Origin of the sequence: Halorubrum ruber (assembly GCF_018228765.1) — an archaeon.
Classification (GTDB): Archaea; Halobacteriota; Halobacteria; order Halobacteriales; family Haloferacaceae; genus Halorubrum; species Halorubrum ruber.
In genome coordinates, this window is sequence record NZ_CP073695.1 from 2,774,402 (window position 1) to 2,788,499 (window position 14,098).

At 70.0% G+C, this 14,098-nt stretch carries 18 protein-coding genes and 2 tRNA genes; 7 read left to right on the plus strand and 13 right to left on the minus strand.

The window, feature by feature from the left end; translation table 11 throughout:
• Positions 1–36: 36 nt before the first annotated feature.
• Together J7656_RS13720 and J7656_RS13725 are read right to left on the minus strand one after the other, a co-directional pair.
• Positions 37–336 carry a DUF6432 family protein gene (locus J7656_RS13720; protein ID WP_017342344.1) on the minus strand — a complete coding sequence of 100 codons (300 nt, stop codon included), beginning with the start codon at positions 334–336 and terminating at the stop codon, positions 37–39.
• A 75-nt stretch (positions 337–411) separates the two neighbouring features.
• Positions 412–933 (minus strand): archaemetzincin family Zn-dependent metalloprotease, encoded by a 522-nt coding sequence (locus J7656_RS13725; protein ID WP_004598043.1) that lies wholly within the window; start codon positions 931–933, stop codon positions 412–414.
• Between the two features lie 39 nt (positions 934–972).
• On the opposite strand from J7656_RS13725, the gene J7656_RS13730 reads away from it, so the two are divergent.
• Both J7656_RS13730 and J7656_RS13735 read left to right on the plus strand, forming a co-directional pair.
• Positions 973–1,446 (plus strand): UPF0146 family protein, encoded by a 474-nt coding sequence (locus tag J7656_RS13730; RefSeq protein WP_211553590.1) that lies wholly within the window; start codon positions 973–975, stop codon positions 1,444–1,446.
• A 66-nt stretch (positions 1,447–1,512) separates the two neighbouring features.
• On the plus strand, positions 1,513–2,376 hold the full coding sequence (locus J7656_RS13735) for a TIGR01548 family HAD-type hydrolase (RefSeq protein ID WP_211553591.1): 864 nt from the start codon (positions 1,513–1,515) through the stop codon (positions 2,374–2,376).
• Positions 2,377–2,421: 45 nt separating this feature from the next.
• Here the strand turns inward: J7656_RS13735 and J7656_RS13740 are convergent.
• From J7656_RS13740 to J7656_RS13750, 3 genes are all read right to left on the minus strand, one after another.
• Positions 2,422–2,497: transfer RNA gene (locus J7656_RS13740), tRNA-Ile, on the minus strand.
• Positions 2,498–2,527: 30 nt separating this feature from the next.
• Positions 2,528–3,004: a group I intron-associated PD-(D/E)XK endonuclease gene (locus J7656_RS13745; protein ID WP_211553593.1), complete on the minus strand. Its 477-nt coding sequence runs from the start codon at positions 3,002–3,004 to the stop codon at positions 2,528–2,530.
• Positions 3,005–3,078: 74 nt separating this feature from the next.
• Positions 3,079–3,187 (minus strand) — tRNA-Asn (locus J7656_RS13750).
• 159 nt (positions 3,188–3,346) lie between these two features.
• Here J7656_RS13750 and cca point away from each other — a divergent pair.
• Positions 3,347–4,786: a CCA tRNA nucleotidyltransferase gene (gene cca, locus J7656_RS13755; protein WP_211553595.1), complete on the plus strand. Its 1,440-nt coding sequence runs from the start codon at positions 3,347–3,349 to the stop codon at positions 4,784–4,786.
• A 25-nt stretch (positions 4,787–4,811) separates the two neighbouring features.
• On the opposite strand, the gene J7656_RS13760 is transcribed toward cca, so the two are convergent.
• The 4 genes from J7656_RS13760 to J7656_RS13775 form a co-directional block, all read right to left on the minus strand.
• A complete protein-coding gene (locus J7656_RS13760; protein ID WP_017342339.1) occupies positions 4,812–5,141 on the minus strand; it encodes a hypothetical protein in 330 nt (109 codons plus the stop codon).
• A gap of 69 nt (positions 5,142–5,210) precedes the next feature.
• Positions 5,211–5,570 carry a CrcB family protein gene (locus J7656_RS13765; RefSeq protein WP_017342338.1) on the minus strand — a complete coding sequence of 120 codons (360 nt, stop codon included), beginning with the start codon at positions 5,568–5,570 and terminating at the stop codon, positions 5,211–5,213.
• Positions 5,567–5,971 (minus strand): fluoride efflux transporter FluC, encoded by a 405-nt coding sequence (locus tag J7656_RS13770; RefSeq protein ID WP_017342337.1) that lies wholly within the window; start codon positions 5,969–5,971, stop codon positions 5,567–5,569. Before J7656_RS13770 ends, J7656_RS13765 begins: the two co-directional genes overlap by 4 nt.
• A gap of 43 nt (positions 5,972–6,014) precedes the next feature.
• Complete coding sequence (locus J7656_RS13775; protein WP_249191467.1) at positions 6,015–7,139, minus strand: ATP-binding protein; 1,125 nt, start codon at positions 7,137–7,139, stop codon at positions 6,015–6,017.
• 141 nt (positions 7,140–7,280) lie between these two features.
• Between J7656_RS13775 and J7656_RS13780 the strand changes: the two genes are divergently transcribed.
• Entirely contained in the window at positions 7,281–7,757 is a 477-nt protein-coding gene (locus J7656_RS13780) for a DUF7382 domain-containing protein (protein WP_017342335.1), read from the plus strand.
• A gap of 28 nt (positions 7,758–7,785) precedes the next feature.
• On the opposite strand, the gene J7656_RS13785 is transcribed toward J7656_RS13780, so the two are convergent.
• The 4 genes from J7656_RS13785 to J7656_RS13800 all read right to left on the minus strand — a co-directional run bounded on the left by J7656_RS13785 (position 7,786) and on the right by J7656_RS13800 (position 10,381).
• The gene (locus tag J7656_RS13785) at positions 7,786–8,553 is read right to left on the minus strand and encodes a protein-L-isoaspartate O-methyltransferase family protein (RefSeq protein ID WP_211553598.1); all 768 of its coding nucleotides are present in this window, start codon (positions 8,551–8,553) and stop codon (positions 7,786–7,788) included.
• 76 nt (positions 8,554–8,629) lie between these two features.
• The gene (gene pcm / locus J7656_RS13790; protein WP_017342333.1) at positions 8,630–9,262 is read right to left on the minus strand and encodes a protein-L-isoaspartate O-methyltransferase; all 633 of its coding nucleotides are present in this window, start codon (positions 9,260–9,262) and stop codon (positions 8,630–8,632) included.
• Positions 9,263–9,315: 53 nt separating this feature from the next.
• The gene (gene hsp14, locus J7656_RS13795; protein WP_017342332.1) at positions 9,316–9,729 is read right to left on the minus strand and encodes an archaeal heat shock protein Hsp14; all 414 of its coding nucleotides are present in this window, start codon (positions 9,727–9,729) and stop codon (positions 9,316–9,318) included.
• Between the two features lie 115 nt (positions 9,730–9,844).
• The gene (locus tag J7656_RS13800) at positions 9,845–10,381 is read right to left on the minus strand and encodes an Hsp20/alpha crystallin family protein (RefSeq protein ID WP_017342331.1); all 537 of its coding nucleotides are present in this window, start codon (positions 10,379–10,381) and stop codon (positions 9,845–9,847) included.
• A 109-nt stretch (positions 10,382–10,490) separates the two neighbouring features.
• Between J7656_RS13800 and J7656_RS13805 the strand changes: the two genes are divergently transcribed.
• The 3 genes from J7656_RS13805 to J7656_RS13815 all read left to right on the plus strand — a co-directional run bounded on the left by J7656_RS13805 (position 10,491) and on the right by J7656_RS13815 (position 14,084).
• Complete coding sequence (locus J7656_RS13805; protein ID WP_017342330.1) at positions 10,491–11,882, plus strand: cryptochrome/photolyase family protein; 1,392 nt, start codon at positions 10,491–10,493, stop codon at positions 11,880–11,882.
• 75 nt (positions 11,883–11,957) lie between these two features.
• Positions 11,958–13,220: a threonine ammonia-lyase gene (ilvA, locus tag J7656_RS13810; RefSeq protein WP_211553600.1), complete on the plus strand. Its 1,263-nt coding sequence runs from the start codon at positions 11,958–11,960 to the stop codon at positions 13,218–13,220.
• Between the two features lie 483 nt (positions 13,221–13,703).
• On the plus strand, positions 13,704–14,084 hold the full coding sequence (locus tag J7656_RS13815; RefSeq protein ID WP_017342328.1) for a hypothetical protein: 381 nt from the start codon (positions 13,704–13,706) through the stop codon (positions 14,082–14,084).
• Positions 14,085–14,098: the final 14 nt, after the last annotated feature.

A 14,098-nucleotide genomic window follows, 5' to 3' on the forward strand; every position in this document is an offset into this window, starting at 1 on the left:
CGCGATCGAGGGCCAAAAGGCCGCCGTCTCCGGCGGCTACAGCCCGAGGCGGTCGCGGATCGCGTCGACGAGGCTCTCCGAGGGGTCGTCGTCCGGGGCGTCCGGGTCCGGGACGACCCGGTCGTGGGCGTACACCCGGACGCGCTCCTCGGACTCCACGGTGATGAGCGAGTCCTCCTTCAGCGCCGAGAGGGCCTCCTCGACGGCGTCGATGTCGGCGTCGACGGCTGCCCGAAGTTCGAGGACGGTCATCCCCTCGTCGCCGCGGTCGACGAGCGCGTCGAGCAGCGCGACCTCGACGTCCGGCCGGTCGCGGTATTCCGGCTTTGCGGCCATACGTGTCCCTTGTGCGGGGCGGACTTTACGTCTACCGGCGGGAGGCGAGAACCTGACCCGAGAGAGGGCGGCCCGTCAGCGAACGATCCGCGAACAGGTGCCACAGAGGTTCTCCTCTTTCACGTCGACCTCGCGGACGGTCGGGGAAAACGACATGACGCACTTGCTGTTGTCGCAGTGTTCCAAGCCGAGCGTGTGCCCGATCTCGTGGACGACCTCCTTGCGGACGCGGTCGCCGAACACGTCGACCGCGGGCTTGGTGGAGACGCCGCCGTCGGAGGAGGTGCGGAGACGGTGGGTCGAGATGACGGAGCCGCTGCCGTTGAGGTACGCGAGGCCGAACACGTAGTTCCGGCGGCGGTAGTAGAGGTCCTCGGGCGTGATCCCGATGTTCTTCTCGCCGCCGCCGACCCGCGTGACCGTCTCGATGAGGTCCTCCGCGCGGTACTGGCCGCGGTCGGCGTCGAACGCGGAGTCGGGGATCGCCTGATCGTCGTGGACCGTCACGTCGCAGTCGTATACGGAACGCAGCGCACCGGAGGCCTCCCGTTTCACTCGGGGGGTGACCTCCCCGACCGGGACGATGTCCACGAGCATGGAACCGCTTTTGACCGCCGCGGTCATAAAGGCCGCGCCGTGGGCCAACCACCGCAGTCGGAACGCGCGCTCGTCGCCGCGCTCGACCGACACGAACGGCTGATCGAGGTCGGCGTCGGGCGGCGTCCGGAGGTCGCTCGCGCCCTCGCCGAGCGCGGTCGCGAGGTCGTCGCGATCGACGTCGAGGTGAGCGAGGCGGCGCGGGAGGCGTCGATGGAGCCCCGACCGTCGAGCGCGGGATCGCTCCGCGTCGTCACGGCGGACGTGACGGCACTGGCGAGCGGCGGGGACGACCGGTCGATACGGGACGGGCTCGGTCTCGACGCGTCCGAGAACGGGTTCAACGCCGTGTACGCGCGGAACCTCCCCGCCGAACTCCAGCGACCGACCGTCGCGCTCGCGGAGCGACTCGACGCCGACTGTCTGTTCACCACGCTCGGCTTCGAGGAGCCGGTCGTCGACGTCCGGCGTCGGTCGGAGGAGTCGGGGACCATCGTGTACGTGGCGCGATGACGAAGCGAACCGGCGACGCCGGCCGCGAACCCGAACGTTCATTCCGCCCCCAGCCGGGGTTGCGGTATGCAGGTCGACGCAGCCGTCCTCGACATCGACGGGGTGTTGGTCGACGTGGCGGACTCCTACCGTCGGGCGATCCTCGAATCGGTCGACCGCGTCTGCGGCAAGCCGATCGACCGCGACGCGGTCCAGGCGTTCAAGGACGCCGGCGGGTTCAACAACGACTGGGAGCTGACGGACGCGGCCGCGCTGTTCGTGTTGGCCCGCCGCGAGGGGCTCCGGATGGACGTCGACGAGTTCACCGACCGCGTCAGCGAACTCGGCGGCGGCCTCGACGCGGCCAAGGAGGTCGTCGGCGACCTCCCGCGGGTCGCGCAGGCCCGCGTCCGCGACCAGTGGGACCGGGACGCGCTCCGCGAGACGTTCCAGGCGCTGTACCTCGGCGCGGAGCTGTACCGCGAGTTAGAGGGCGGCGAGCCGCCGATCGAGGCGGAGGGGTACATCCACGACGAGCCGACGCTCGTCGACCCCGAGACGATCGCCGACCTCACCGAGCGGTTCGACGTGGGCGTTCTCACCGGGCGCCCGGCCGCGGAGGCGGAGATCGCCTTAGAGCGCGTCGGGCTCGACGTGCCCGAGGAGCGACGCTTCACGATGGACGACTGGGAGGAGGGGAAACCGCACCCCAGAGCGCTCGTCGAGCTCGCCGAGCGGTTCGACGTCGAGCGCGTCGCGTTCGCGGGCGACACCCTCGACGACGTGCGGACCGCGCGCAACGCCGACGAGACCGACGAGACGCGCGTCTACTACGGTATCGGCGTGCTGACGGGCGGGCTGACCGGCGAGGAAGGCCGCGAGAAGTTCGCAAACGCCGGGGCCGACGCGGTGATCGACGACGTGAACGAGCTGGTGGAACTGCTGGAGTAGTGCTCTCGTGTGTCCGTTCTCGCAGAAGTACTCGCCGCGGGAGAATGGGCCCTGCCGGATTTGAACCAGCGGTCTATCCGTTATGAGCGGAACGCTTTAAACCAGACTAAGCTAAGGGCCCGCTCATACCGATTTCTTTCTCGGTTCCTCTTTATGTTGTCGGGTTGGAACTGAGTGAGGGCAGTACCTCGTCAAGGAGGTAGTTTTCGTGCCAGTTGATGTTTTTCACGTTGCCGTTTTTCGGACGTTCGTACCGAATTGTCATTTGTGTTTTAGCGGTCTCTTCGATGGGAATCAGATACGTTTCATCACACGTTGGAGCGTAGACGGCGAAGAGGTCAATGGACCCTCCGTATCCTTCCCGCTCGTACCCTGAGCTCTTCGTCCGAGTACTCCGTGTTCGGAATCGTACCGCGCCGTTAGTCGTCGCTTCGAATGCGGTTTTTATTTGAATTCGGTAGAACGAATCGTCAATCTCGGCGACAATATCGTACGGTTCATTGTCGTAATCAGGGGTCAGAACAGAGATCCCGCGGCTCACAAGTTCCGATTTTACGATCGCTTCTGCTGCTTGGCCGCGCTTCTGTGGCTCTTCGAGTGAAGCAAATCGTTCGCACCGATTCGACATGTCTGAGACACCAGAAGTGACAGTAAAAAATAGGTCAGCCGCCGAGCGGAAGTGAATTTGAAGTGGAAGAGGGACGCCGAAGCCAGGACTCGAACCTGGGACCGCCTCGTGACTGTGACGGCCGGGGGAAGTTCCGCCGAACGTCGTAACAGCGAGGCGCTCTACCAACTGAGCTACTTCGGCTCACTTCCGGGTACTCGCGTCGTTTTGATATGGCTTTCGTTTCCGCCCGACGGAGTGGGATCCGGAGGACACGAGGGGTTCGAAACGATGCCGCGAAGGCCACGCTCGCGCCGCCGATCCGACCGACACGTTTTCGGCCGGACCGCGAGACCGTTCGGTATGGACGAGTTGGAGGCGGTGCTGTCGCGGGTCCGCGAGCGGGTCCTCCCGGAGCCCGAGGAGCGCGAGCGGCTGCGCGAGACGGCCGCGACGCTGACCGAGCGGGCCCGCGAGGCGATCGCCGACCTCCCGGTCGAGGCCGACGTGGTCCAGGTCGGGTCGACCGCGCGCGGCACGTGGGTCGCCGGCGACCGCGACATCGACCTGTTCGTCCGGTTCGACGTGGACCTCGACCGTGCCGAGTTAGAGGAGTACGGCCTCGACGTCGGCCACGCGGTCCTCCCCGACGGCCACGAGGAGTTCGCCGAACACCCGTACGTGAAGGGGAGCTACGAGGGGTTCGACGTCGACCTCGTCCCCTGTCATGACGTTGAGAGGGCCGCCGAGCTGGTCTCCGCCGTCGACCGCACGCCGTTCCACGACGCGTACCTCTCCGCGCGGCTCGACGACGACCTCGCCGCGGACGTGGTGCTGGCGAAGGCGTTCCTGAAGGGGATCGGCGCGTACGGGAGCGACCTCCGCACCGAGGGGTTCTCGGGATACCTCACGGAGCTACTCGTGTTGGAGCTCGGCGGGTTCGTCCCGCTGGTCGAGTCGGCGCGGAGCTGGCACCCGCCGGTGGAGTTCGACCCCGAGGGGCACGCCGAGCACACGTTCGAGGACCCGCTCGTCGTCGTCGACCCCACCGACCCGACGCGGAACGTCGCGGCGGTGCTGTCGGCGGCGAACCTCGCGCGGTTCCAGCACTACGCGCGGGAGCTGCTCGCGGCGCCGAGCGAGGCGCTCTTCGAGCCCGACGACCCCGAACCGCTCGACTCCAGAGAGGTCCGCGCCCACCTCGACCGGCGGGGGACGACCCCGGTCGCGGTCGTCTTCGACGCGCCCGACGTGGTCGACGACCAGCTGTGGCCGCAGCTCCGGCGCTCGCTGGACGGGATCGTCGGGGGTCTCAACGAGCGCGGCTTCGACGTTCTCCGGGCGCGAGCGATGACGGACGCGGCGGGAGCGGCGGGTGCGGCGGGCACCCCCGAGACGAGCGACGCCGAGGAGACGGCCGAGCGCGACGGAGCCGACGAGCCGACGCGGGCCGCGCTGTACGCCGAATTAGAGGTGACCGAGCGCCCGACCGTGGAGCGCCACGAGGGGCCGCCGGTCGCGGTCCGGAAGCACGCCGCGAGCTTCTACGAGTCGTACGTTGACGACGTCGACCCGGACACGTACGGACCCTTCATCGACGGAGACCGGTACGTCGTCGAGCGGGAGCGGGAGTTCGCAACCGTCCGGGAGTACTTGGAGAGCGACGCCGCGAGCGACGTCGCGCTCGGGGCGCAGGTGGAGCCGGCGTTCGACGACCGCGATGTGTTGGTCGGGGAGGCGGTCGCCACGCTCGCGCCCGCGTTCGGCCGGCCGCTCCGGGAGTTCTACGAGCCGCGACCGTGAGCGCCGTCGGCGAGAACGTCGGTCGTCATCCGGAGACGCGGTCGAGGAGCCGGTAGACGAGCGCGGCGACGGCGGCGACGATCAGCGCGACCGCCGAGAGGAGGCCGGCGGCGCGGGGGAACGACAGCCAGAACGCGGCGTAGAAGGCGAGCGCGAACGCGAACAGGCCGACGACCAGCAGTCCGCGAGAGGGGTTCTGCGCGGCGGCGACGAACGCGCGCTGGGGGATCGAGAGGTCGCCGAACTCGGAGACGTCGTCGGGGTCGACGTCTCCGGGATCCGGATCGTCGGAGAGCGGCCCCGAATCGGCCGGGTCCCCCGACTCGGCGTCGACGGAGCGGTCGGTGTCGGTCACGGACGTGGATACGGGCCGGAGGATGCTGTACCTATCGCTTGTCGGGCAGACGCCGAGCGTCGGCGCCCGTCAGAGGAGCCGTCCGGTGAGGAGCGTTCCGAGGAGAAACGCCGCCAGCGCGGCCGCGAGGTTCGACGCCGCGATCCCCGCGGCGGCGCGCGCGCCCGTCTCGCTCGCCGCCCGAACGGTCCCGACGGCGAACGAGGAGAACGTCGTGAACGCGCCGCAGAAGCCGACACCGAGGAGCAGCGTAGCCGTCGACCCGATCGGCGCGGCGGAGACGGCGCCGAGGGCGAAGCTTCCGAGCGCGTTGACGACGAGGACCGACCGTCGTCCCTCGACGTGGAGCCCAACTACGTGCCGAAAGACGGCACCGAGCGCGCCGCCGACGCCGACGAGGGCCGTCGCGAGGAGCGGCTGGACCGTCATCGGCGGTCCCGCCCTCCGAGCGCGAGGCCGAGCGCGGCCGCGGCGAACCCGGTCGCGTAGCTGGCGGCGACGTACCAGGCGCCGGCCAGCGACCCGAGCGCGACCGCGTCGGCGACGAACGTGCTGTACGTCGTGAACGACGAGAGCGCGCCGGTGCCGACGAACAGCCGGGTCTGGTCGCTCGACGCGCGGGTCAACAGGAGCCCGAGCGCGAACGACCCGGCGACGTTCGCGACGAGCGTCCCCGCGCCGGTCGGAGCGCCGCCGAGGCCCCCGAGACCGGTTTCGGCGGCGCCCGCGGCGAGGGCCCGACCGACCCCGACGTCGACCGCGTGTCTGGCGACCGCACCGAGGAACCCGCCGAGCGCGACGAGCAGGAACCCGTACGGCGTCCGTTCCATGCGCGTGAGTGAGGCCGGGACGGCTTGTGCGTTCTGGACCGCGTTACTGTCGCTCCGCGTCCGACAGCCGGCGAGCGCGCGGACTCTCCCCTTCGTGCGGCGTCCGCCGCTCTCTGATCCGGACCGTGTGGGCCGTCTCGGTGGCGTCGTCGACCACGAGCGCCTCGCCGACGCCCTCGGGGAGCCGCGAGGCGAGGTCGCCAGCGAGGTACGTCGCCTCCGCTTCGGCCAAGCGGTCGACGTCGCGCGCGGCCGTCAGCCGGTGCGAGACGAGGAGGTCGGACTGGGAGACGGCGACGCTCGGCAGCGCGGCCGGGCGCTGCGTCGCACAGACCAGCGAGACGCCGGGCGCGCGCCCCCGAGTGAGGATCGTCCGGAGCGCCGGCTCGGCGACCCCGTCGAAGAAGGCGTGCGCCTCGTCGACGAGCAGCCACGGGAGCCGCGTGAGATCCTCGGCGATTCGCGCGTCGTAGAGGCCACGAGCGACCGCGCGGACGACGGCCGACGCGGCGGCGTCCGGAACCCCGGCGAGGTCGAGGACGACTGGGTCGCCGTCGGCCGCGAGGGACGCGACCGGCGGCGTGTCGGCGTCGAAGACGCCCCACGAGGCCGCCAGCCGGAGGTGGTTCGCCGCTGCGCGCCGCGTCTCCGCCGGTGCGTCGGCGCCGGCGACCGCCTCGCGGAGCGTCGCGAGCGAGGGCGAGGAGCCGCCGTCGACCGCGTCCGCGACGATGCGCCAGACGAGACTTCCCGGCCCGCTCGCCGGGTCGAGCCCGAGCAGGTCCGGCCACGTCGAGGGCGGTATCGAAGCGGGGCGGACCGCGGGGTCGACGACGCGGCCGCCGGCCGCTTCGAGGCCGCCGAAGACGCCCATCGGGTCGACGACGACCGGAACGACGCCGTCGGCGTCGGCGATTTCCTCCGCGAGGACACCGAGCGTGTACGACTTCCCGGTCCCGCGTTTCCCGAACACGACCCCCGCGTGCGGCCGGTCGAGGTCGACGCCGACCGTCGCGCCGGCGCTCCCGTCGCGAGCGAGGAAGGATCCGATCCGTGCGGTGTGCGGGGGACGGTGGGCGTTACTTACGTCGTCGCGGTCGCTCACGCCGTCGCGGCTGGTCTCTCCGTCGCTGTCGGAGCCCGTCTCGTCGCGGCCGAGTACGTACACGCGGCCGGGTGGCCTCGGTATCGGATAAAAACGGTCGGGCCGCCCGAACTCCTCAACGTCGAACGCGTCTCGCGGGCGCCCGGTTCGGCGCCGGCCGGTCCGTCCGACTCTTTATAAGCAATGCCGCGGCCAGCGGGCCGTATGTCCGATCGAACACACGACTCGCGCACCGCCAACCGCCGGACGTTCAGCACCGACACCCGCGCGATCGAGGGGCTCCCGGTCCGGCTCGTCATCGCGCTCGTCGTCGGCGTCGCCAGCCTCAGCGTGATGATGGGGATGATCGGCGACATCGACGGCTTAGCCGCGACCGAGCTCGACGCGCAGCCGCAGCCGGAGGTGACCACGCCCGGCGACCAGTCGATCGACGTCGCGGTCGTCGATCCCGACGGCTCCCGCGTCGCGGACGCGACGGTCATCGTCCGCGGCGGCTCCGCACAGATCGACGGCGTCGTCACCGCGAAGACGAACGGCGAAGGGGTCGCCACGGTCGACGTCGACCCCGAGCTCGGACCGAATCAGGCCGACGGGACGCTCACGATCGACATCAAACCGCCGGCGGAGGGCGACTTCGTCGACGAGCGGGGGAACACCGAGGTGCTCGTCGTCGAGGAGTGACGCAGCGGGCGACGCGGGCGAGAGATTTTCAGAGCCGCTTGTCCCAGTCGATCCAGTCCTGCTCCCAGCCGTGCCGACGCTGACGCCCGCGTTCGGCGCGTTCGGCGTCCTCCCGACGGGTCCGGTTCCGTTCCGCCCCGGGCTGCTCGCCGTCGACGAGCATCGGCTGGAGCCGCGCCGGCCCGTGCGTCTCGACCGTCTCGAACCCCGCCGGCGCCGGGTCTTCGTCCGGAGCGGAGTCGGCGGGGGACGGCTCGATCGCCGCGACCGTCTGAACGCCCGCGCCGCGCGGATAGACGATCCGGCCGCCGGACGCTAGCTGTTCTCGGAGGGAGCGCGGCGGCTCGACGACGGCGGTTTCGAGGAGGATCCGGTCGTAGGGTGCGTACGCGGGGAGCCCGTCGGCGCCGTCCGCGCGGTCGACGAGGACCGCCCCGTAGCCGGCCGCGTCGAGGTTCGACCGCGCGGCGTGGACGGCGGCGCGGTCGATGTCGACCGCGTGGACGCGGCGCGCGCCGGCGATCTCTGCGAGCATCGCGACCGAGTAGCCGACCCCCGCGCCGACGACGAGGACCGAGTCGCCCTCCTCGGCGTCGAGCGCGGTGACCAGCCGGACCAGCGTCGGGAGGGAAAGCGAGTGTGGGTCGTCGCCGTCGATGCCGTCGCGGGGCGAGTCGTCGACGAAGTGGTCGCGCGGGACGCGCTGGAGGGCGGTCAACACGGGCGGCTCGATGGGCTCGCCGATCTGGTGTTCGAGCCCCTCGATCATGTCCGCCCTGAGCGACGCGTCGTCCATGACCGGTCTCGGGGCTCGGTCCTCTAAAACTGTGCGTTCGGCGGGCCGGGGACGGACACCCGGGCAGCGAACTCGGTTACCGCATCGGGACGAACCGCACGCCGCCGTGGTCCTCCCGGTCGATACCGTCCTCGCGGACGGTGAGCCGGACGAGGCGTTGGCGGCCGTCCTCGCGGACGGGAGCGACGACGCGACCGCCCGTCCGGACGCGGTCGACGATCGCGTCCGGGACCGACTCGGGCGCTGCGCAGGTGAGGTACGCCGCGTCGAACGGCGCCTCGTCGGCGAACGCCTCGCGGCCGTCCCCGGCCGCGACTGTCACGTCGTAGCCGAGGCGATCGAGTCGTTCGCGGGCGTCGGCGGCCAGTTCCGGGACGCGCTCGGCCGAGAACACGTTCCCCGGACCGACGACCTCGGCGACGACGGCGGCGTGGTAGCCGCAGCCGGTTCCCACCTCGAACACGCGGTCGCCGCGCTCGATTTCGAGCAGGTCGGTCATCATCGCGACCATGTGCGGCGCGCTGACGGTCTGATCGTGGCCGATCGGGAGCGGTCGGTCGGCGTACGCCGACGCGCGCTGCGGTTCCGGGACGAACTCGTGGCGCGGGACGGCGCCGATCGCCGACAGCGTCCGCTCGCTCGCGTCGAGGCGATCGCGGAGCGCGTTCACCAGCTCGCGCCTGACGGCCGCGTGGTCGGCGTCGCTCATGCGGGTAGTTAGCACGGGGAGCGTGGAGAAAGCACCGGCCAGAGAGGAAGGGATTAGTTCACGTCGATCCGGTGTCCCTCGTCGGCGTCGACGGCGTCGAGCGGGACCGTCACGGTGAGCACGCCGTTCCGGTACGTCGCGGACGCGTCTCCGGTGCGGGCGGTCGCAGGGAGGTCGATAGTGCGGGTGACGGACTCGTGGCGCCGCTCGCGTCGGAGGTACCGCCGGTCGGCGTCCTCGCGCTCCGCGTCGCGCTCGGCCGCGATCGTGAGCCGGTCGTCGTCGACGCGGACGTCGATTCCGTCGCGGTCGAACCCCGGCAGGTCGGCGGTGACGACGAACTCGTCGTCGTACTCGGCGACGTCGACGTCGGCGGTCCGGAGGTCGCGGCCCCAAGCCCGCTCGCCCGCGAAGGGGGTGCGGCCGAGGAACTGCTCGATCTCGTCGAAGGGATTCGTCGTGTTCATACCAACAGGAAGGCGCCGCGAGGTATTAAACAGCGAGTGACGCGTGCTATCTCGCGGTCGCGGTGGTGATCGTCGCCCGGCGACGCGTAGGGTGTCAGTCGAACGCGTCCGAGGCTCAGCTGACGTCGATCGTGTGTCCGCGGTCGTCGTCGGGCGAGCGCTTGGGGAGCGTGACGGTGAGCACGCCGGCGTCGAACGAAGCCGTCGCCGCGTCGGCCTCGACCGGTTCCGGGATCGGGACCCGTCGGGAGACGGACCGGAGGCGGCGTTCGCGCCGGTGGTAGCGGACCTCGTCGTCCTCGTGTGCGCCGTCGGCGGCGTCGGCCGCGGCGTCCGCGTCGGCCTCGTTGTCGTCGCCGTCGTCGCCCGCGTCCGCGACGTCGAACTCGCTCGACTCCTCGCGGGAGCCGGTGATTACGAGCGCGTCGTCGCGGAACTCGACGTCGACGTCGTCGGCGTCGAACCCGGGGAGATCGGCGACGACCGTGACTGCCTCGTCGTCCTCGATCACGTCGACGTCGACGTCGCGGGCGCCGGGGAAGCGCGGGACGTCGGGACCGCTCCCCTCCAGCGTGCCGCCGAGCTCCTCGAACTCACGGCCCATCCGTTCGAGCAGGTCCTCGATCTCGTCGAAGGGATCGCGTCGGGTCATACGGGTCAGGATTCGGGACGGAGCGTCTTGAACGTACTGGCGGAGAGGGAAGGTAGCGAGGTCCGAGACGCGGCGACAGACACTATCCGCTGGCGCCCCAGGCGATCGTATGCGCCTGTTCTGGCACCGAGGCGACGCGCGGACGCGGGACAACGCCGGCCTCGCGGCCGCGGCTCGGGAGGGAGAGGGAGCAGTGGTCCCAGCGTTCGTCTACGATTCCGACCTGCTCGCGACCGTCGGCGCGCGTCAGCGCGCCTTCTTCCTCCGACACGTGAAGCGACTGGAAGAGCGGTACCGCGAACTCGGGAGCGACCTGATCGTCCGCGCGGGCGACCCGGACGAGGTCCTCGTCGATCTCGCCGACGAGTACGACGCCGAGGCGGTGTACTACGACGAGCACTACCGGCCGGCGCGCCGGAATCGACAGCGTGCGGTCGAGGAGGCGCTCGCCGGCGCGGGCGTCGAGACGGACTCGCGGACCGACCTCGTGCTGGTGGACCCCGGGCGGTTAGAGGAGCGCTACCCGAACCACAGCCAGTTCCACGACGACTGGGAGGCGGTGCCGAAGCGCGGACCGTACGCCGAGCCGGAGCCCGACGACCTCGCCGACGTGCGCGACGGGAAGACGGTCCCCGAACCCGACGCCGACATCGACCTCCCGGACGCGGGGTACGAGGCCGCCCGCGAGCGGTTCGACGGCTTCCTCGAAGGAGGGATCGCCTCGTACAACGACACTCGCGACGACCTCGCGCGGGCCGTGGAGGCGCCGACTCGCGCGGTCTCGCGGATGTCGCCGTACCTCGCGACGGGCGCGATCGGAATCCGAGAACTGTGGGCGGGCGCAGGCGACGCGTACGACGCCGCGACCGGCGGCGAGCGCCGCAACGTCGATAAGTACCGGTACGAGCTGTCGTGGCGCGAGCAGATGTACCACCTGCTGTACTACAACCCCGACCTCGCCGTCTCGAACTACAAGTCGTTCCCCAACGAGATCGCGTGGCGAGAGTCGGACGCGGAGTTCGAGGCGTGGGCGCGCGGCGAGACCGGCTACCCGCTCGTCGACGCCGGGATGCGACAGCTGAACACGGAGGGATATATTCACAACCGGCCGCGGCAGGTAGTCGCGAGCTTCCTCACGAAACACCTCCTGATCGACTGGCGGCGCGGGGCGCGCTACTTCACCAAGCAGCTGATCGACCACGACTACGCCTCGAACCACGGCGCGTGGCAGTGGACGGCCTCGACCGGCACCGACTCCGTCGACGTGCGCATCTTCGATCCGGTGAGCCAGATGAGCAAGTACGACGCGGACGCGCGCTTCGTGAAGGCGTACGTCCCGGAGCTCGCGGACGTGCCGGCAGACAAGGTCGTCGACTGGCCGACCCTCTCGCGGGCGGAGCGCGAGGAGCTGGCGCCCGACTACCCGAACCCGATCGTCGACCGGAACGAGGGGTACGAGCGCGCCCAGCGCGTCTTCGAGGAGGCGCTCGGGAAGCGCTGAGCGGGGCGGAGAGCGAGGCGGGAACCGGGTTCCGTATCCGAGTTCTTATCACGCGACCGGGCGAAGGCCGAGGTCATGTCCCCCGTCACGATCGACGACGTCGAGGCCGCCGCCGAGCGGCTCGCCGGCACCGACATCGTCCAGCGAACGCCCGTCGAGCGGAGCCGGTCGCTGAGCGAGCGGTGCGGCGCCGACGTGCGCCTCAAGATGGAGCACCTCCAGCGCACCGGCTCGTTCAAGACGCGCGGCGCGTACAACGCGATCTCGCGGGCGGTCGCCGGCTCGGGTGCGGGGACCGACGAGCCCGCGATCGAGCGCGTCGTGGCCGCGAGCGCGGGCAACCACGCGCAGGGGGTGGCGCTGGCGGCCGCCGACGCCGGGATCGACGCGACGATCGTGATGCCGGAGTCGGCGCCCGCGGCGAAGATCGAGGCGACGCGCGCGTACGGCGCCGAGGTCGTCCTCCGCGGGAGCGCGTTCCCCGAGGCGATGGAACACGCCCGGACGCTGACCGACGAGCCCGGGACGCGGTTCGTCCACGCGTTCGACGACCCGGACGTGGTCGCCGGGCAGGGGACGCTCGGCTTGGAGGTGATAGATCAGGTGCCCGACGCCGACGCGGTCCTCGTCCCCGTGGGCGGCGGGGGGCTCGCGGGGGGCGTTGCGACCGCGGTGAAGGCGCGCTCGCCCGAGACGCGGGTGGTGGGCGTCCAGACCGAAGGGGCGTCGACGCTCTCGGAGAGCCTCGCGGCCGGCGAGCTGGTGACCCGCGAGGAGCCCGACACGATCGCGGACGGCATCGCAACCGGCGGGCTGAGCGACCTCACCTTCGAGCTGCTGGACGAACATCTCGACGAGACCGTCGTCGTGAGCGACGACGACGTGGCGAGCGCGATCCTGCTCCTCTTAGAGCGCGCGAAGCAGATGGTCGAGGGCGCGGGCGCGACCGCCGCGGCCGCCCTCTTAAATGACGACGCGGTCGACGAGCTCGACCTCGCCGGCGAGACGGTCGTCCCCCTCCTCTGCGGGGGCAACATCGACGTGACGACGCTGAAGGAGGTCGTGACGCACGCGCTCGTCGACCGCGACCAGCTGATCGAGCTCTCCGTCCGCATCGACGACACGCCCGGGACGATGGGCGAGATAGCCACCCTGATCGGCGGCGAGCGCGCGAACATCCGGACGGTGCGCCACGAGCGCAGCCGCCCGGACCTGCCGGTGGGCGACGCCGACCTCGTGTTCGAGGTGGAGACGAACGGCCCGGCCCACGTCGACCGCGTCCTGTCGGCGGTGCGCGAGGCAGGGTACGAGGTCGAGTGGACGACGCGAGAGGAGTGAGAGTCAGCATCGGTGATTTATAAATAAAACCGTGGTGGCGCGCGCCTCCGAGCGCCCGACGGGGCGCGAGGAGCGCGTGCGAGGGAGTCGGCCGGCCGGAGCGAAGCGGAGGCCGGCCGACGAGGCTGGGGAGGCGTGAGGCTGCGGTTGCTGTGCGGGGCGGGACTCAAAGGGGCAGCCGCGAGGGCGACGTAGGCGACGCAAGCACTGGAACGAGGGAGCGAACGCAGTGAGCGACCGAGTGAAGCGCGCAGCGAGCGTACGTCGCCCTCGCGGCTGGGGCTTTGGCGGCGTTCGCCGCCGATCCGTTATCGGCTATTTATAAACGAGCGGCTGGGCTTTGGCGGTGTTCGCCGTACCGCCTTGCCATTTATATTCAGAAATTTCAAAAAGCAAAGAATGGGCCGGCCGTCTAGCTAAAACAATTCTCTGTCTTCGTGTTCCGTAGAAAACATTATCAGCGAAAAGTTACGTATTCCGCATATGGGTAACAGTTCCAAAACGGATCTACAGCGAGATATTCTCCTCACATGGTGGGAAAATCCGAATGCGACGAATCAGGAGATTGCGGACGCGTGTGACTGCTCCGCGTCGTACGTCAGCCAGATCAAGAACCGGTTCGACAACTACAACGAGTTCGACGCGATGATGGACAGACAGGACGCCGAGTTAGAACGGATGTTCGGCGATGACATCTTCGAAAGCAGTGGAAAGACACCGGCGGCAGTAGAACCGGAGGGACCGGGGATCGCAGAGCAATGGGACGATATTCCGAACAACATCCCGGGGCTATTGATAAAGGCCATTGTTGTGATGGTACTCGGCTACGCAGCAGTACAGATCGGGACAATTCTCTTTCTCTAACTGCTTTTGAAGTG